13 protein-coding genes are annotated in these 17,516 nt (G+C 71.9%); 6 read left to right on the top strand and 7 right to left on the bottom strand.

Annotation, left to right across the window (positions count from 1 at the left end; translation table 11 throughout):
• The first annotated feature begins 1,269 nt into the window (after positions 1–1,269).
• Positions 1,270–1,743 (top strand): carboxymuconolactone decarboxylase family protein, encoded by a 474-nt coding sequence (locus ACFYXK_RS33065; RefSeq protein ID WP_383514361.1) that lies wholly within the window; start codon positions 1,270–1,272, stop codon positions 1,741–1,743.
• A gap of 151 nt (positions 1,744–1,894) precedes the next feature.
• On the top strand, positions 1,895–2,578 hold the full coding sequence (locus tag ACFYXK_RS33060; protein ID WP_389414505.1) for a hypothetical protein: 684 nt from the start codon (positions 1,895–1,897) through the stop codon (positions 2,576–2,578).
• A 16-nt stretch (positions 2,579–2,594) separates the two neighbouring features.
• Here ACFYXK_RS33060 and ACFYXK_RS33055 read toward each other — a convergent pair whose 3' ends face one another.
• Together ACFYXK_RS33055 and ACFYXK_RS33050 are read right to left on the bottom strand one after the other, a co-directional pair.
• On the bottom strand, positions 2,595–3,299 hold the full coding sequence (locus ACFYXK_RS33055) for an alpha/beta fold hydrolase (protein ID WP_389414504.1): 705 nt from the start codon (positions 3,297–3,299) through the stop codon (positions 2,595–2,597).
• A gap of 42 nt (positions 3,300–3,341) precedes the next feature.
• The gene (locus tag ACFYXK_RS33050; protein ID WP_389414503.1) at positions 3,342–5,153 is read right to left on the bottom strand and encodes an AMP-dependent synthetase/ligase; all 1,812 of its coding nucleotides are present in this window, start codon (positions 5,151–5,153) and stop codon (positions 3,342–3,344) included.
• A gap of 126 nt (positions 5,154–5,279) precedes the next feature.
• Between ACFYXK_RS33050 and ACFYXK_RS33045 the strand changes: the two genes are divergently transcribed.
• A complete protein-coding gene (locus ACFYXK_RS33045) occupies positions 5,280–6,296 on the top strand; it encodes an AraC family transcriptional regulator (protein ID WP_389414502.1) in 1,017 nt (338 codons plus the stop codon).
• Between the two features lie 15 nt (positions 6,297–6,311).
• On the opposite strand, the gene ACFYXK_RS33040 is transcribed toward ACFYXK_RS33045, so the two are convergent.
• Positions 6,312–7,517: a calcium-binding protein gene (locus ACFYXK_RS33040; RefSeq protein ID WP_389414501.1), complete on the bottom strand. Its 1,206-nt coding sequence runs from the start codon at positions 7,515–7,517 to the stop codon at positions 6,312–6,314.
• Between the two features lie 216 nt (positions 7,518–7,733).
• On the opposite strand from ACFYXK_RS33040, the gene ACFYXK_RS33035 reads away from it, so the two are divergent.
• Positions 7,734–8,909 (top strand): lipase family protein, encoded by a 1,176-nt coding sequence (locus ACFYXK_RS33035; RefSeq protein ID WP_389414500.1) that lies wholly within the window; start codon positions 7,734–7,736, stop codon positions 8,907–8,909.
• Between the two features lie 59 nt (positions 8,910–8,968).
• Here the strand turns inward: ACFYXK_RS33035 and ACFYXK_RS33030 are convergent, their stop codons facing one another.
• Positions 8,969–9,400, bottom strand: coding sequence for a MarR family winged helix-turn-helix transcriptional regulator (locus tag ACFYXK_RS33030; protein ID WP_383514376.1), 432 nt, complete (start codon positions 9,398–9,400; stop codon positions 8,969–8,971).
• Between the two features lie 125 nt (positions 9,401–9,525).
• On the opposite strand from ACFYXK_RS33030, the gene ACFYXK_RS33025 reads away from it, so the two are divergent.
• Positions 9,526–9,951: a heme-binding protein gene (locus ACFYXK_RS33025; RefSeq protein ID WP_389414499.1), complete on the top strand. Its 426-nt coding sequence runs from the start codon at positions 9,526–9,528 to the stop codon at positions 9,949–9,951.
• 212 nt (positions 9,952–10,163) lie between these two features.
• Here the strand turns inward: ACFYXK_RS33025 and ACFYXK_RS33020 are convergent, their stop codons facing one another.
• Positions 10,164–12,026 carry an AMP-dependent synthetase/ligase gene (locus ACFYXK_RS33020; protein ID WP_389414509.1) on the bottom strand — a complete coding sequence of 621 codons (1,863 nt, stop codon included), beginning with the start codon at positions 12,024–12,026 and terminating at the stop codon, positions 10,164–10,166.
• Between the two features lie 377 nt (positions 12,027–12,403).
• Between ACFYXK_RS33020 and ACFYXK_RS33015 the strand changes: the two genes are divergently transcribed.
• A complete protein-coding gene (locus tag ACFYXK_RS33015) occupies positions 12,404–15,280 on the top strand; it encodes a hypothetical protein (protein ID WP_389414498.1) in 2,877 nt (958 codons plus the stop codon).
• A 72-nt stretch (positions 15,281–15,352) separates the two neighbouring features.
• Here the strand turns inward: ACFYXK_RS33015 and ACFYXK_RS33010 are convergent, their stop codons facing one another.
• Entirely contained in the window at positions 15,353–15,802 is a 450-nt protein-coding gene (locus ACFYXK_RS33010) for a hypothetical protein (protein ID WP_389414497.1), read from the bottom strand.
• A gap of 108 nt (positions 15,803–15,910) precedes the next feature.
• On the bottom strand, positions 15,911–17,092 hold the full coding sequence (locus ACFYXK_RS33005; protein ID WP_389414496.1) for an ETX/MTX2 family pore-forming toxin: 1,182 nt from the start codon (positions 17,090–17,092) through the stop codon (positions 15,911–15,913).
• Positions 17,093–17,516 lie beyond the last annotated feature (424 nt).

The raw sequence follows: 17,516 nt of genomic DNA, 5'->3' as shown, positions 1-17,516 counted from the left end.
ACGGTCAGGGGGTTCATGTTCCGATGAGGGCCCATCAGAGATCCCGACCGGCAGCCCCCGCCCATCCGCCCCCAGCTCACCAGGACCAGCGATCCCAGCCGGTAAGGGTGCGCGGGGAGGGGAACGGCTCCCTGAAGGGCCCAGAGGAAGCCCTTTCCGGGTCCAGGCAGGGTCAACCTGCACCAGACAGCGATGAGATGACGATCCAGTGCCGACTGCCCCGTGGACGCATCGAATCGCTACGTGCTCCTCCCGGCTTGGCGTCCTCGCCCCGCCTGTGGCTGGACATAAGCCGCCCACGACCAGAACAGACACTCTGAGCATGCGACTGCGGGCCATTTGTCCCGTTTTAGCGGCCGGGTGGGGGGCGAATGGGCACCTGCCGGAGTGAGAGGTTGGGAAAACCGGCATCAGGCTCCACCTCGCCCGCTTTTCGCTCCCCGACGACTCGCAGACGCCCGAACAGACCCATCTGATGGCGTCTGGGCGGCCTATGACCAGCCCCGGACGGCCGCCAGACGCTGAGAGATGAGGAGCGCGTAGCGATCTGACGCGATACGGGTCCACCCCTCACCGCATCGTCATCTCTTCGCTGTCTGGTGCAGGTTGACCCAGCCTGGGTCCGGAAAGGGTGCCTATGGGCCCTTCGGGGGCCCTTCCCCTCCCCGCGGCCCCGTCACCGGCCTGGCTCTGTGGTTCTGGTGAGCGGACTCCGGATGACCGGGGGCCCCGCCCGGGATCTCTGATCGGGCCTGGTCCGAATCCGAACCCCCTGGCCATCCTTCGGGGGCTTCCCGACAGTCTGTTGTCTTTCCGGGGCGGGCCGGGCAGTCAAGGGTGGCCGAAGGCCATCGCGAAGCGACGCGACCGCAGGGAGCGCCCTTGACGGCCCGGACCGCACCGGAAGGACAGTGGACTGACGGGACGCCCCCGGACACTCCACCGACCCCGAGTCGACAGACCCCGCCCCCGGCATCCCGCCCGGCCCTCCCGACCCCGAGTACACGGACCCCAACCCCAGCATCCCGCCCGACCCTCCCGACGCCCCGTGAACAGACCCCGACCCCGGCATCCCGCCCGACCCTCCGGCCCCGAGCGCGTGGACCCCGACCCCGGCGTCCCCGTCCGCCTTGCCGTCGCCCCGAGTAGGCGCCCCCTCCCCCGGCCGGGTGAGACGCGGGTCACATGCGGCCGCGTCGGGGAGCTGTCACATCCGCCCGGGCTGTTCCGTCAGGGCTGTGTAACGGTCGATACGGCAAGGAGATCACGATGGAAGCTCGACTCAACTTCTTCGGCAACGCCGTCGCCGCCAAGTTCGCGCGGTACATCAACTCGGCGGGCAAGGTCGTCTCGGACTCGACCCTGCCGGCCGCGACGCAGGAGCTGGTGAAGCTGCGGGCCAGCCAGATCAACGGCTGCGGCTTCTGCACCGACATGCACTTCAAGGACGCCGTTCACGCCGGGGAGACCGCCGTGCGGCTGAACCTGGTCGCAGCCTGGCGTGAGGCGACGGTGTTCACCGACGCCGAGCGGGCGGCCTTGGAGCTGACGGAGCAGGGCACGCGCATCGCCGATGCGGCCGGCGGTGTCACGGACGAGGCCTGGGCGGACGCCGCCAAGTACTACGACGAGGACCAGCTGGCCGCCCTGGTCTCCCTCATCGCCCTGATCAACGCCTACAACCGGATGAACGTGATCGTCCAGCAGCCGGCCGGCGACTACCAGCCGGGCCAGTTCGGCTGATCACGGGCGAGTCGTACCCGCCCCCGTCCCTGACCATCGCATCAGGGACGGGGGCGGACTGCTCTCGCGGAACCACTGCGTCCCAACCCGTGCGTGCCCCACACTTCATGAGGATTCGTCAGGCGTTCGCCCCTACCCCGCGGAGCAGCCGGTGGAGTCTCAGGAGATCCCGATCACCCTCACCCCGCAGCAGGCCGCCCACGGTGTGATTCTGACCGTGACGCTCGCGACCGGCGCGGCCCGGCTCAGGATTCCGCCCTCCCGGGACGGCGATCTCGTGCGGGCCCGGCTCGGCGGGAACGAGGTGCTGTTGCGCATCCGCGTCGCCCCGGGACCGGCGTCGCCGGCGCCCGCGTCGAGCTCGCGGGGGTGCCTCGCAGCACTCGGAATCGTCGTCGCGATCGTCATCGGCGCGATCCTGCTGAACAGCGGGGACGACGACGAGGGCGGTACCGCCGCCCCGCGGCCGACGCCCTCGTACAGCTCCTGGTCGCCGGCCCCTGCCCCGCCCCCGGTGAGCAGCCCGGCCGATCCGCCCGCCTCGCCCTCCGAGGAGCCGGCCCCCAGCCCGTTCGACCGGGGAACCTGCCTCAACGGGACCCTCCCCGACTCCACGACCCCGCAGAAGGTCACCGGCGTGCAGGAGGTCTCCTGCTCGGCGTCCGACGCGCACTACAAGGTGATCGAGAGCATTCCGCTGACGTCCGAGCTGGACCGCTGCAACAGCAATCCGAAGACCCAGTACGCGTTCTCGTACCGCTACAGCCGGGGCGGGGTCACGATCAACGAGTACGTGTACTGCCTGGTCGGCCTGGGGTCCTACGCCCGCGGTTGAGGCCCCGAACGGGGCGTCAGCCCTCCCGGGCCGCGGCCGCCAGCAGGACCTGCGCCAGTTCCGCCGGCTGCGAGAACATCGGCCAGTGGCCCGTCTGCATCCGCACCAGGCTCCACCGCTCGCCCTTCAGGAGCTCGGCCGCCTCCGGGCCCGGGTCCTCGCCGTCCAGCAGGCACTTCACGTACACCGCCGGGAGCTCGGACAGCGGGCCCTCGAGCTCCGCCGGTTCCGTCAGGGTGGCGCCGGGGTGCGGGGTCGAGCCCGCCACGATGCGGCCGATCTGCTCCGCGTCCAGGCCCTGGCCCGCGTAGTCGGCCGCGGTCAGCGGCGGCCAGAAGCCGTCGTGGGCGGCGATAGCCGCCTCGACCATCGCCCGGCCGTCCGGCCAGCCCGATACGAACGACCCGCCGTCCACCGGGACGTTGGCGTCCACGAACACCGCCCGGGCCAGCCGGTCGCCGATCCGCTCGGCCGCCTGGCCGACCGGGATGCCCGAGTAGCTGTGGCCGACCAGGACCACCTCGCGGAGGTCGAGGCGCTCGACCTCCGCCACGATGTCCCGGACGTGCGTCTGCTGGCCGGCCGCTGCGCCCCGCCGCTCGGCCAGGCCGGACAGGGTCAGCGGGTGCACGTCGTGCCCCGCCGCGCGCAGCTGCGCGGCCACCTCCTCCCACGCCCACGAGCCGAGCCATGCGCCTGCCACCAGTACGAAGTTCGCCATGGCGGCACCGTAGCGGGCACCTCTGACAGCCTCGGTCCTCCCTCAGCCGCGGCGGTCCGGCCCGTCCCCGTACAGCGCGTCGATCTCCTTCGCGTACCGCTCCGCCACCGCCGCGCGGCGGAGCTTCAGGGTCGGGGTCAGGGTGCCCGCCTCGATGGTGAAGTCCTCGGGCAGGACGTGGAAGGCGCGGATGCGGGCCGGGCGGGAGACCGTGGCGTTGGCCGCCGTCACCGCCTCCTCGACCAGGGCGCGAACCGCCGGGTGGGCGGCTGCGGCGGGCAGGTCCGGCCCGAGGCCGCCCTGGCCCTCGACGGCTTCGATGCCCTGCCTCCGCGCCCACGCCGTGATCTCCTCCGCGTCCAGGGTGATCAGGGCGACCGGGTGGGGCCGGTGGTCGCCGATCAGGACCGCCCGCGACACGTACCGGGAGCGCTGGACGGCGAACTCCACCTCCGTCGGGGTGATGTTCTTGCCCGCCGAGGTGATGATCAGCTCCTTCTTGCGGCCCGTTATCGACAGGAACCCGTCGGCGTCCAGCTCCCCCAGGTCCCCCGTGTGCAGCCAGCCCTGCGCGTCCAGCGCCTGCGCCGTCGCGGCCGGGTTCGCGTGGTAGCCCGGGAAGACCATCGGCCCCCGGGCCAGGACCTCGCCGTCCGGCGCGATGCGGACCTCGCAGCCCGCGATCGGCCGGCCCACCGTGCCGTGGCGGACGGCCGCCGGGTGGTTCAGGCTGATCACCCCGCCGGACTCGGTCATTCCGTAGCCCTCGTAGACCGCGATCCCGCAGGCCCGCAGGAAGTCCAGGGTCGCCGGGGCGATGGGCGCTCCCCCGGTCAGCGCCCAGTTCAGCCGGCCCCCGAAGGCCCCCCTGACCAGGGAGTACAGGTTCTTCTCCGCCTCCTCGTACGCGGCCCGCGAGGAGGCGGGCAGCCGGCCTTCGGCCGCCAGCACCCCGAGCCGCACCGCCTCGCGGAAGCGTTCGGCGCCGCCCTCCTGGGACTCCGCCAGGGAGAGCACCACCGAGTGCACCTTCTCGAACAGGCGCGGCACGGAGGGGAGGTGGGTGGGCCGGGCCTCGGCGAGCTCGGACAGTACGTCCTCGATGCGGCCGCCGAAGTAGCACAGCTCCCCGCCCTGGAGCAGGGTGGTGAACTGGATCAGCTGTGCCAGCAGGTGCGCCAGCGGCAGGTACAGGTACGTGGAGTCGCCCGGTCCGCCCCGGGTCAGCGGGAGCGTCGCGTCCTGGATGGCGCCCAGGTTGCCGTGCGTGAGCCGGCAGCCCTTCGGCAGGCCCGTCGTCCCCGAGGTGTAGACGATCGACGCGTCGGCGCCGGGGGCCACCCGCCGGGCCCGCTCCAGCAGTTCCGCCTCCGGCGCGGGCTCGATCCCCGGCAGCCCCGGCAGCTCCGACAGCCCCGGCAGCGCGTCCATCCGCACGACCGCGCGCAGCGCCGGCAGCTTCGCCCGCAGCGCCTCCACCCGGTCCGCCTGCGCCGCGTCGTCGCAGACCACGGCCACCGCCTCCGAGTCCGCCAGGACCCAGGCCAGCTCCTCTTCCCCCGCCGTCGGGTACACCGGTACGAGGACGGCGCCCGCCGCCAGGATCCCGAAGTGGGTGTACGTCCACGCCGGCCGGGTCTCGGCCAGGACCGCCACCCGCTCCCCCGGCGCGACCCCCAGCCCGAGCAGCGCCCGCCCGGTCTGCCGTACGCGGGCGCGCAGTTCGGCGTACGTGACGGTGGTCCAGCCCCCGTCCACCCCGTCCCCTCTGAACCGCAGGGCGGTCTCGCCGCCGTACCGCTCCCCCGTCCACTCCGTGAACACCGCCAGCGTCTGCGGTCGCACAGCGTCCATCGCCTTCGCCTCCCTGGGGTCCTGGGGTACGTACGAAAGACGCTAGGCAGGCCGGACCCCCGGGCGACATGACCGGAAGCGTCACCCCCGCTGACCCCTGCGCTCATTGGGGCTACCGTCGGACCCATGGGGAGGCGGACGATCACCGTGCACCATGTGCGCGCCGTGCTCGCAGGGGCGGCGCGCAGCGGCATCGACACCGTGCCGCTGCTGCAGGAGGCGCAGATCCCGCCGCTGCTGCTCGGCGACGACCGGGCGCGGATCACGCCGGCGCAGTTCGCCCGGCTGTTCCGGGCGCTGTACCGGACCACGCAGGACGAGTTCCTGGGGCTGTCCGCGGTGCCGAGCCGCCCGGGTACGTTCGCGATGATGTGCTACGCCTCGCTCGGCTGCCGGGACCTCGGCGCGGCCGTGGAGCGCGCCGCGACCTTCTACGGCCTCTTCCCGGGCGGCCCGGAGCTGGCGCTCGAAGTGTCGGAGCACGAGGCGCGGTTCACCGTGCACAACGATTTCGCGCGGGACGAGGAGCGCTTCCTGACCGAGTGCGTGCTCGCGATCTGGCACCGGCTGAGCAGCTGGCTGATCGGGCGGCGCATCCCGCTCGCGTACGCCGCGTTCGCGTACCCTGCGCCGCCGCACGAGGCCGAGTACGAGATCCTCTTCGGCTGTCCGGTCCGCTTCGGGGCGGAGCGTACGGGCGCCGCCTTCGATGCGCACTGGCTGGCCGCACCGCTCGTACGGGACGAGGCCGCGCTGGACGCGATGCTGCGCCGGGCCCCCTTCGACCTGCTGTCGCGGCCGGAGTACGGGACGACGGTCGCGGAGCAGGTCCGCCGGGCCCTCGCACGGCAGTTGCGCAGCTCTCCGCGGCTGCCGGCGCTGGGGGAGGTGGCGGCGCGGCTGGCGGTGTCCCCGGCGACGCTGCGGCGCCGGCTCCGGCAGGAGGGGACCTCGTTCCAGCAGCTGAAGGACCATGTGCGGCGGGACGCGGCGATCGCGGGGCTGGCGGAGAGCGGGGAGCCGATCGCCGAACTGGCGGCCCGGCTGGGCTTCTCGGAGGACACCGCCTTCCACCGCGCGTTCCGCCGCTGGACGGGGACGACGCCGGGTGCGTACCGGATCGCATCCGGTGGTTGGCAGTGAGGGGCCTGCGGCGGCCTACGGGATGTCGGCGGTCGTCTCGCAGTTGACGGCCACGTCGGCGGTGCCCGCCTGCCCGTCGCAGAAGTCGGTGTTCGCTCCGCCGTCGAGGAAGTCGTTGGCGGGGCCGGCGAAGATCGAGTCGTCGCCGGCCTGGCCGCGGAGCTGGTCCCGGCCGCCTGCCGTGCCGGCTGTCGCGTCCCCGTCGAAGTTGGAGTTGTCGCCGAAGAGGGTGTCGTCGCCGCCCCCGCCGTCGATCTGGTCGTTTCCGGCCGTGGTGACGGACGCGTCCCCGACGGAACTGTCGCCGATGAGGATGTCGGCAGCGGAACCGCCGGTGATCCGGTCGTTGCCCGCGCCGATGGCCCGCCCGCCGTCGGGGTCGCCGATGTTGTGGTCGCCCAGGGCGAAGACGCCGCCGTCGGCTCCCATGTCGATCACGTCGTTGCCGCCGGCGCCGACGGCCCCCGCGATGCCCTCGCTGTCGCCGACGACGTTGTCGCCGGCGCCCTGGCCGGCGCGCAGGATGTCGTTGCCCGCACCGGTGCCCGTCCCCTGGAAGGGCGCGGCCGAGTCGCCGAGCAGGCCGTCGTCGCCGTTGCCGCCTTCCAGCAGGTCGTTGCCGCCGCCGGTGGCGTCTCCGCCCAAGGCGACGCTGTCGCCGGTGATGTGCTCGTCGTCGCCGTCGCCGCCGAACATTCGATCGTTGCCGCCGCCGGTCGCGGTCCCGGCGTCGTCGCTCTCGGAGTCGCCGGTCATGAAGTCGGCTCCGGGGCCGCCGTCCATCAGGTCGTTGCCGCCGCCCATGGCGTTGCCGCTCGCTGTGTACGAGTCGCCGACCATGTCGTCGTCGCCGTCGCCGCCGCGCAGTTCGTCGTTGCCGCCGCCGGTCGCGTTGCCCGTGTCGAGGGCCGTGTCGCCGCGCAGGACGTCGTTGCCGGCGGCGCCGTCGAGCCGGTCGCCGCCCAGGCCGCCGACCAGCCGGTCGTTGCCGCCGAGCCCGCAGATGAGGTCGTTGCCGCCGAGGCCGTCGATGGTGTCGGCCGCCGCCGAGCCCACGATGACGTCGTTGCCGGGTGTGCCGGTGATGGTGCCCGTGCCGGTGAGGGTGGCCGTGACGCCGAAGCAGGTCGGCGGGGCGGCGGCGCCGGCTGCGGGCAGTCCGAGGGTGAAGAGCGCGGCGGTCGTCGCGGTGACGACACCGGCCGTGATGATGCGTGCCATGCGGGAGGCATGCCACACGGCGCCCGGTCCGCAAGCGCCGACTGCGCCGGCTGGCTCATGTTGTCCGTCGTACGGGGGCCGGACGGGGCCGGACGGGCGGGTGCGATCCGGGGCCAGGAAAGGTGAGCTGCGCGGTCAGCGACGTGCCGACCGGTCGGTCACTACGTTCTCCTCACCCACCCCCCGCACGAAGACGTTCCGTTGGGAGAGCCGCCCATGCGTTTGCGAACCCCCACCCGCAGGACCGCCGTCGCCGCCGTGACCGCCGTAGCAGCCCTGGCCGCCGCCTCGGCCGGGATCCCCGCGACGGCCACCGCGTCCGAGGCGGGAGCCGGCCGGCCCGGTGACCTCGTCGATGTGGCCCCTTCGGCCTTCCACCCGCTGCCCGGCCAGCCGACCGGCACCAAGGCCTGGAAGATCCACTACCGCTCCACGACCGCCGACGGCGCCCCGAACACCGTCTCCGGCACCGTGATCGTCCCGCAGGACGGCCGGACGGGCCCGCGCCCGCTCGTCACGTACGCCGTCGGCACCGTCGGCATGGGCGACTCCTGCGCGCCGAGCAGCAACCTCCCGTACGGCACCGCGATGGAGGCCAACCTGATCCAGCAGCTCACCCTGCGCGGCTGGGCCGTGGTGGTCACCGACTACGAGGGCCTCGGCACCCCGGGGGTCCACACCTACACGGTCGGCCCCTCGGCGGGCCGTGCCGTGCTCGATGCGGCGCGGGCCGCCGAGCGCCTGCCGGGGGCGGGCCTCTCCGCCGACACCCCGGTCGGCATCATGGGCTACTCCCAGGGCGGCCAGGCCAGCAGCTGGGCCGCCGAGCTGCAGGGTTCGTACGCCCCCGAGCTGAAGGTGAAGGGCACGGCGACCGGCGGGGTCCCGGCCGACCTGCTGAAGGTGGCCGACTTCAACAACGGCTCGTACGGCTCGGGCCTCATCTTCATGGCGGCGGCCGGTCAGGACGCCGCCTTCCCCGAGCTCCGGCTCGACTCGTACCTCAACCCGGCGGGCAGGGCCCTGGTCGCCGGCATGAAGGAGAACTGCGTGGCCATCGACGCCATCGCCGGCTCCTTCAAGCGGATCTCCGACCTGACCACCCGCAACCCCCTCGAACAGCCGGACTGGCAGGCCCGGCTGAACCAGAGCAGGCTCGGGCGGACGGCCCCGGCCGCGCCGGTGCACCAGTACCACGCGCTCGGCGACGAGCTGATCCCGTACGCCGTCGGACGGCAGCTGCGCTCCGAGTGGTGCGCGAAGGGCGCGAACGTGGAGTGGGACACGATCTGGGTCGGCGAGCACGTCAGCGGCGTGATCACCCACTCCCCGGCGGCGGGCGACTGGCTGGCGGACCGCTTCGCGGACCGCCCGACGCATCCGAACTGCTGAACGACCGACTCGGGCCCCCGGCCCCAGGCCCCCCAGGCCTCAGACCTCAGGCCCCGGACTCAGGGGCCTGGGGTCTCGGCGTTCCGGATGATCCGGGTGAGCAGGTCCCGTACGGCGGCCGACTCGTCCTCGGACAGCCCCTCGTGGAGCCGGGCGTCGAGCTTCGCCACCAGCGCGTCGGCCTGGGCGAACACCTCCGCGCCGCGCTCGGTCATCCGGATCTCGATCAGCGTGCCGTGGATCGGGTGCGGGGTACGGGCGACCAGGCCGCGCGCCTCCAGCCGGCCGAGCAGGCTGTTCATCGTCTGCGGAGTCACCGAGAGCTTGCGCGCGAGCTCGGCGGCGTTGATCCCGGGGTTGTCGCTGAGTACGGCGAGCGCGCCCTGCTGCGCAGCGGTGATGCCCGCCTCGCGCACGGCGGCCTCCTTCGCGGCCTGGGTCACGCGCTCGGCCTGCTTGATGAAGACCAACAGTCGCTCGGAGTAATGCATGCGCCGAGTGTAGGAGACGGTCACCAGTTCCCGCCGAGACGGCAGGCAGCTTGCGTACAGCTATTCGCATGCTGTTAGCTGCATGCATACGAATCACCGGCAGCTACTTCTGCAAGGAGCTCGACATGACTGCTGTCCGCATGCGCCCCGCCCTCGGCAACGACCTCGCGCGCGCCATCGTCGACGCCGCGCTCGCCGCGGCCCGCGAGTCGGAGCTGCGGTACGCCATCGCGGTGGTCGACGAGTCCGGCCACCTCAGCGCGTTCGCCCGGATGGACGGGTCGGGCCTGATGACCATCCAGATCGCCCAGGACAAGGCCTACACCGCGGCCGCCTTCGGCCTGAGCACCACCGACTGGCACGAGTTCGTCGAGAACGACGCGCAGCTGTCGGTGGGCGCCCGGACCGGTATCGACCGCCTGGTCACCTTCGGCGGCGGCCTCCCGATCGTCGTGGACGGCCAGCTCGTCGGCGGGATCGGCGTCTCGGGCGGCCACTGGTCGGACGACGTGAAGATCGCCGAGGCGGGGCTCGCCGCGATCCCCGCGTAACGGAACCCGGCCCTCGGGAAAGGGAGAAGGGCCGGGCGGAGTGGGGAGAGGCACCGGGCGGAGGCGCCCTGCCCGGTGTCGGCCGGTTCGGCGGCATGCACCGCAGGGCAGGCCCGCAGCCGCCCTGCGAAGTGCCGGGCCCGCTCGCCCCGGCCGCTGCGTTCGAGACGGGCAGGACCCCCACTGTTTTCAGCCTGGAGGGGCAGGGGCGGTCATGGGCGGCGGTAGAGGGCTTCGATCTCCCGCTCGAAGTCCCTGGCGATGACCCCCCGCTTCAGCTTCAGGGACGGCGTCAGCTGCCCCCGCGCCTCCGTGAACTCCCCCGGCAGGACGGCGAAGCGGCGGATCGACTCCGCCCGTGAGACCAGGCGGTTGGCCTCGTCCACCGCCCGCTGGAGCTCCGCCCGCAGTTCCTCGTCCTGCACCAGCTCCCGCATCGGCATCGTCGTCTTCTTCCGCATCTGCCGCCAGTGCGCCAGCCCCTCCGGCTCCAGCGTGATCACCGCCACGACGTACGGCCGGTTGTCGCCGATCACCATGCACTGGCCGACCAGCGGGTGCGCCCGGAGCCAGTCCTCGAGCGGGGCCGGGGCCACGTTCTTGCCGCCGGAGGTGATGATCACGTCCTTCTTCCGCCTGGTGATCGTCAGGTACCCCTCGCCGTCCAGCTCCCCGATGTCCCCGGTGGCGAGCCATCCCCCGCCGTCCACACCCCCGTACGCGGTGGTGTTCCAGTACCCCGCGAACACGTGCCGCCCCCACAGCAGCACCTCCCCGTCGTCGGCGATCCGCACGGCCGTGCCCGGCAGCGGCCACCCCACCGTCCCGAGCCTCGGCTTCAGCGGCGGCGTCACCGTGCTGGCCCCGGTCGTCTCCGTGAGCCCGTACCCCTCGAAGACCTCGATCCCGGCTCCGGTGTAGAACGCCGCGAGCCGCCGCCCGAGCGGCGAGCCGCCGCTCAGGACGTACCGCACGCGCCCGCCCAGCGCCGCCCGGATCCGCCGGTAGACGAGCGGGTCGTACAGCGCCCGCGCCGCCCGCAGGCTCACCCCCGGGGTCCGGCCCTCGACGATCTCCCCGTACCGCTGCGCGATCCGCGCCGCCCGGTCGAACGAGGAGGCCCGGCCCATCCGTTCGGCCGTGGCCCGCGCGGTGTTGTAGACCTTCTCCAGTACGTACGGGATGGCCAGCAGGAACGTCGGCCGGAACCCGGCGAGGTCGGCGAGCAGGTCCTCGGTCTGGATGCTCGGCGCATGCCCGAGCTTCACCCGCGCCCGCAGGCACCCCACGGCCACCATCCGCCCGAACACGTGCGAGAGGGGCAGGAAGAGCAGCGTCGAGGCCGGATCCGTGCTGACGGACTTGAAGACGGGATGCAGCAGCTCGACCGCGTTGTCCGCCTCCGCGAAGAAGTTGGCGTGCGTGATCACGCAGCCCTTGGGCTGTCCGGTCGTGCCGGACGTGTAGATGAGGGTGGCCACGGAGTCCGGCGTACGGACGGACCGGCGCGCGTGCACCACCGCGTCGGGCAGGTCCTCGCCGGCCTTGACCAGCCGTGCCACCGCGCCGGTGTCGAACTCCCACAGGTGCGCCAGCCAGGGCAGGTGCGCCCGCTCGGCGCTGATGATGCGCGCCTGCGCGGTGTCCTCGACGGCGCAGGCCACGGCGCCGGAGTCCTGGATGATCCAGCGGGCCTGGAGCGCGGAGGAGGTCGGGTAGATGGGCACGGTGACCAGCCCCGCGGCCCACCCGGCGAAGTCCAGCAGGGTCCACTCGTAGGTGGTCCGGGCCATGATCGCGAGCCGGTCGCCCTCGCGCAGCCCTTCGGCGATCAGGCCCTTGGCGACGGCCATCACCTCGGCCGCGAACTCGGCGGCGGTGACGTCCCGCCAGCTCCCGTCCCGCTCCTTGCGGGCGAGCACCACCTCGCCCGGGGCCTCGCGGGCGTTCTGGAACGGGATGTCCCCGAGCGACCCGCTCGCCGGCACCCCCGCCAGTGCGGGCACCTCCACCTGCCGCACCACCCCGTCGACGACGGTCAACACGGGCGGTACCGGCTCGGGCTCGGCTCCCACGGCGTCCACGGCGCCCTCCTCGGCTCGACTCAGGGGTTACCGCCGGTAATCTATGCACGGGTAGCCCCTCTGACCAGCCCCTGCGCACGCGTCGGACGAATCCGCGCGACTCCTCCACACCCCCTGCGTACAGTGGACGAACTGCGAGAGGGGCGGGGGCCGATCCGGACGCGACGGCCGGCCTGGTCGGAGATCGAGGGCATCAGGGCCGTGCCCCTGCGCGCCCCGGCCATCGGCGCCCGGCCCTCTCCGACGCCGAGCATGCTCATGTACGCGTACCCGACCGGCGATCTTCCGTGGGGCAACCGGTCCCCCAACACCTGGGCTCCACAAGGGGCATGCGACGATCACTCGTCGCACACCACCCTGGGGGGTTCATGCCAACGCCTTCGGCGTCCATAAGACGTCCGATTTCCACCGCACTGACGTGCCTGCTGGCCGTCCTCGCCGCGCTCCTCCTGCCGACGGGCTCCGCGCATGCCGCGCCGGTCGCCCAGGACTGCGTCAGCGTCGCCGAAGGGCGGTACGCAGGTGAGTTCACCACCGCGGGGAAGACCCACTGCCTGGAGCTGCCGAGCCCGCAGGGCGCCCGGATCGCCGCCCTCACCTCGCTCGGCGGCGCGGGTGTGACCGTCCAGGTCGAGGTGGTCGACAAGAACGGCACCGCACAGTGCACCGCCGGCGTTCTCGCCCGGGGTGGCTGCGCCCTCACCGGAACGGCGCCGTTCCGTGCACTGGTGCACGCCGAGGACACCACCGCGACCGGGCCGTACGGCGTCCACTTCGTCCGTACGGACGTGGCCCAGAACGGCTGTCGGGTCCTGCCCGCCGGGAGCTTCGACGACGATGCGGCGTCCGTGCAGCTGGAGACCGGCGACGGCGTCTTCTCGCACTGCCTGACCATCCCGGCCGACGCGCACTCCACCTCCGAGCTCCTCCGCATCCGCTACGGCGTCCCGGACGACACGGACCTGTTCCCGCGTTACGAGCTCAGCGTGGTCGACACCGACGGCAACGGGCCGCCCTCGTGCTACGACCACCCCGCCCAGGGCCAGCAGCTCCGGACGGACGGCCTCACCAGCTGTTCCTTCACCGCCGGCAAGGCGTACACCGTGCTCCTGCGGGGCCAGGACGCCCGGCGCAGCCACATCCTGGACCGCCGGGACGTCACGGCCACGGCCCGGGGCTGCACCGTCTCCGCCGCGACGGCGATCGGCGCCCCGGCCACGAACGGAACGTCCGGCAAGGTCGGTACGCTGCGCTGCCACAGGATCACCACGGCCGCCGCCACGGACCGGCTGTACATCAACCCCCGGGACGCCCACGACGGCACGAACGTGCTGGTCATGGACAACAACGGCGGCATCGCCTGCCACCAGCGGACCTCGGCGTGCATCCCCACGGGCTCCACCGGCTACCAGGTGGTCACCCAGGTCCCGGAGGGCTACTACCTGCCCGCTTACTACCGCCTCGACGCCTGGCGGATCGCCACGGCCGCCGGGCCCGCCCCCGAATGCCCCCGGATCGGATCGGTCGCGTACGGGTACGGCCCGCTGACCGGCACGCTCTCCGAGCAGCGCACCGGCGCGTGCGCCGTCCTGCCGAGCGTCCAGGGCGACCGGTTCAGGGCGGACATCACCTCCACCGCCACGGACGGGTCACCCGGCCCGGAGCCCGCGCTCTACGACAACGCGGGGCGCAACCTCTGCACGGTCAACGCGTCCAACTCGTCCATGTACGACTGCCAGGGCGCCGACCAGGGCCTGTACGTCCTCTCGTTGCAGAACTGGTCCGACCATTCGGCCTACCGCGCGAATCTCGTCTGCACCAACGCGCCCTGCGGTTCCGAGGACGTGTCGGTCGGGACGGTGACGCCGGGCACTGCGCAGAGCGGTACGGTCGCCACCCTCACCGTGCAGGGCACTGCGCTGGGCATGGGCACCACCGTCCGGCTGACCGGCGGCCCGGCGCCGCTGACGGCGACGACGGTCTCGGTCTCCGACGACGGCCGGACGCTGAAGGCGAGCGTGGACCTGCGTACGGCTCCCGCAGGCAACTGGAACATCAGCGTCGTCGCGCTCGGCAGCGAGTACGCGCGCGGCACGCTGACGGTGACGGCGCCCCCGGTCTCCGGCCTGGGTACCTACAAGCCGATCACGCCCACCCGGCTCATGGACACCCGCAGCGGACTCGGCGTCCCCAAGGCGAAGGTCGGCCAGGGAGGCACCGCGACCCTGCAGGTCACGGGCACCGCGGGGATCCCGGCGGCGGGAGTGACCGCGGTCGTCCTGAACGTCACGGCAACCGATCCCACTGATGCCAGCTACGTGTCCGTCTACCCCGACGGCACGACCCGCACCAGCGCCTCCAACCTGAACGTCACCGCGGGCCAGACGATCCCGAACCTGGTCATCGTCCCCGTCGTGAACGGAAAGGTCAGCTTCTACAACAACGCGGGCTCCGTCGACCTCATCGCCGACATCGCCGGCTACTACACGACCGACGGCACCGGCTCCACCTACAAGCCGATCACGCCCACCCGGCTCATGGACACCCGCAGCGGACTCGGCGTCCCCAAGGCCAAGGTGGGCCAGGGCGGCACCGCAACCCTGCAGGTCACAGGCGCCGCCGGACTCCCCGCCTCAGGGGTGACGGCCGTCGTCCTGAACGTCACGGCAACCGACCCCACCGACGCCAGCTACGTGTCCGTCCACCCCGACGGCACGACCCGCACCAGCGCCTCCAACCTGAACGTCACCGCGGGCCAGACGATCCCGAACCTGGTCATCGTCCCCGTCGTGAACGGGAAGGTCAGCTTCTACAACAACGCGGGCTCCGTCGACCTCATCGCCGACATCGCCGGCTACTACACGACCGACGGCACCGGCTCCACCTACAAGCCGATCACGCCCACCCGACTCATGGACACCCGTAGTGGACTGGGCGTCCCCAAGGCCAAGGTGGGCCAGGGCGGCACCGCAACCCTGCAGGTCACGGGCACCGCGGGGATCCCGGCGGCGGGGGTGACGGCCGTCGTCCTGAACGTCACGGCAACCGACCCCACCACCGGCAGTTACGTGTCCGTCTACCCCAACGGGACGACCCGCACCAGCGCCTCCAACCTCAACTTCACCGCCGGTCAGACGATCCCGAACCTGGTCATCGTCCCCGTCGTGAACGGAAAGGTCAGCTTCTACAACAACGCGGGCTCCGTCGACCTCATCGCCGACATCGCCGGCTACTACACCTCGTAACGCCGGAGCGTCTCCCCGTGCGTCGGCCTGCCACTGGCCGGCGCACGGGCCGCCGCCGGCATGTCCCTCGCCTCAGGTGCCGGCCTGCCCCGCACCCGCAGAGGCCTCGTCGTCGCTCGTCGCCGAGTAGACGGTCACGACCGACGCGACGACGTCCACCTCGACCGGACCCACGATCCTCAGCCACGCGAGCTCGGGCAGGCCGCCGAACCGACCGACCATGCCGACGGCCTCGTCGGGCCAGGCGTGCGGCATCTTCGGGAGGTGGATGAGGCAGGCGTCGTCGACGAAGCCGTGGAGATCGGCTCCCTTCGCCACCGAGACGTACCGCACGCCGGACAGCGAGATCAGGACATCGGGCTCGTGGGGGCCGTCCCGGAGAGTGATCTCCAGTGCGTCGTCGTCGGGAAAGGCGTCGAACGCGATGCGGTGGACGAAGTAGCCGACGCACCGGGCGAGCGTGCGGGCCCCGTGCGCACAGCGGTTCTTGAAGGCGTCTTCGGCCTCGGAAGTGTCGGTCACAGCGAGAGGCTACGAACCGGGGCGGCCGCGGGCAACGGCATGACCTTCATGATGGACGCCCGGCGGGGGTGTCGTCCCTCGCCGGGCGCCGGTGGCGTACGGGTACGGTCAGGTCCCGGGCAGTGTCAGGCTGGGCTCGTGTGCTCGTACCGGCTCACGTCGCCCCTGTGAGCTCGAACCGTCATAACTCACGTAGTAGACGGAGCTGTACGCCTCGAACGTGAGGGGTCCCGTGACGCTGGCCTCGGAACCGTCCTGCCGGTGAACGTCGATGGTGTGGGTCTCGTTGTACATGGCCCCGGCGGTCTTCGGTTCGACGACGAGGGTCTGCGTGATCGTTTCCGACTCCATGTCCGTGACCGATGTCGAGGATGCGTAGCCGAGATTTACCGTCAGCGATGTGGAGACCTTGGCCTCCGCCACGAAGATGTCCACGCCGGCTTCGAAGCCGACGGTGATCCCGACGGAGGCACTGAAAGTCTGGGACTCGGTGTCGCTGACGCCGTACGTGAGCGCCTTGGACTGGCTTTGCGGAGTGTCCCCTTGATTGTTTCCGAACAAGGCCAGGGTGTAACTGCGTTGGCGGATGATCGTGTAGTAGGGCGAGTGGGCCAGCTGCCATTTGATACCCGTCCCGTCCTGAATGGCCAAGAACGGGACGAGGACGGTCCGGTCGACCGACGGAACGGTTTGCCCGACCGGCTCGTCGAAGCTGTCCATGGTCGGCGGGGTCGGGGGAGGGCCGGTGACGATCACGGGCGGCAGGTTCAGGAGGTTTTGGACGGGGGTGTCCACTGGTTCCACATCGGGCGAGTAGACGAAGGCACCAGCGGTCGTCAGCAGGATGCCGTCCGGATCGCCCGTGTACTGAGGGGCCGTGATGCGCCAGCCGCCGTAAGGGCCCTCGCTCTCCACCGGCGCGTTGGTGCTGACGTAGGTGTGGCCGTCACTCTGCTGCCCTGCCCGCAAACACATGCACCAGCGGACGTCACCGTTGCTGCTGGGGTCAGCCCCATCAGGTTCGAACACATCGGAGAAGGCCACGTATCCGTCCGGTGCCACCGGCCGCCAGAGCGTGTCGGTGAGCTGGTCGAAGCGAACGGGAGCGGCCAGCAGGGGGTTGTTCGGGTCCGGGTCGGTCTCCTTCACCAAGATGGGGATCCCGGCAATCTGGATGCCCTCGTATCCCACAAGGACGAGGCTGTACCAGGAGTCATCCGGCACGGAGCCATCGGATGGGTCCCAGAAACACACCGTGAGTGCTCCGAACGCCTGGGGCGTCGACAGCATGGCTTTCTCCTTCCTCGATGGACGCATGACTGTGACGAGTGGTCGGTCGGTCCCGTGCGGACCGCTCGCCTGGTGAGAAGTGGCCGCTCATGGGCCGACGCGGAAGCAGTCCGATGCGGGTGGGTCGCCCGAGTCCGTAAGGGACGGGGCCCACGGAACCGTCACAGCCGGACATGCCTGCCTCCATGGAAGGCACGGCCCCCGGACGCCCGCCACCGCGGCGCACGTCCGCGACAGGGATCCGACGGCATGTTCCGCCCCCGGCACCGGCAGGAGCCTTGGCGAGCACGTGGTCACCATTACGCCGAACGGGTGACGCGGGTGATCACGCCGGCCGCTCGCACCGGCGCGGCGCACACCCTGAACTGTCAGTCCTCGTTGATAAGTTCGAATCATCGCCGAGATCAGGACGAGGCCGGTTCGC

Origin of the sequence: Streptomyces sp. NPDC002209, assembly GCF_042890265.1 — a bacterium.
Classification (GTDB): Bacteria; Actinomycetota; Actinomycetes; order Streptomycetales; family Streptomycetaceae; genus Streptomyces.
The sequence above is the reverse complement of the archived record's forward strand: the minus strand, read 5'-3'. Positions and strand labels throughout refer to the sequence as shown.

Excerpts from the sequence above, each read along its gene's own strand:
- ACFYXK_RS33035 (WP_389414500.1), top strand. The coding sequence starts at position 7,734 with ATGCGTTTGCGAACCCCCACCCGCAGGACCGCCGTCGCCGCCGTGACC.
- ACFYXK_RS33040 (WP_389414501.1), bottom strand. The coding sequence starts at position 7,517 with ATGGCACGCATCATCACGGCCGGTGTCGTCACCGCGACGACCGCCGCG.
- ACFYXK_RS33055 (WP_389414504.1), bottom strand. The coding sequence starts at position 3,299 with ATGGCGAACTTCGTACTGGTGGCAGGCGCATGGCTCGGCTCGTGGGCG.
- ACFYXK_RS33015 (WP_389414498.1), top strand. The coding sequence starts at position 12,404 with ATGCCAACGCCTTCGGCGTCCATAAGACGTCCGATTTCCACCGCACTG.
- ACFYXK_RS33050 (WP_389414503.1), bottom strand. The coding sequence starts at position 5,153 with ATGGACGCTGTGCGACCGCAGACGCTGGCGGTGTTCACGGAGTGGACG.
- ACFYXK_RS33005 (WP_389414496.1), bottom strand. The coding sequence starts at position 17,092 with ATGCTGTCGACGCCCCAGGCGTTCGGAGCACTCACGGTGTGTTTCTGG.
- ACFYXK_RS33025 (WP_389414499.1), top strand. The coding sequence starts at position 9,526 with ATGACTGCTGTCCGCATGCGCCCCGCCCTCGGCAACGACCTCGCGCGC.
- ACFYXK_RS33045 (WP_389414502.1), top strand. The coding sequence starts at position 5,280 with ATGGGGAGGCGGACGATCACCGTGCACCATGTGCGCGCCGTGCTCGCA.
- ACFYXK_RS33030 (WP_383514376.1), bottom strand. The coding sequence starts at position 9,400 with ATGCATTACTCCGAGCGACTGTTGGTCTTCATCAAGCAGGCCGAGCGC.
- ACFYXK_RS33065 (WP_383514361.1), top strand. The coding sequence starts at position 1,270 with ATGGAAGCTCGACTCAACTTCTTCGGCAACGCCGTCGCCGCCAAGTTC.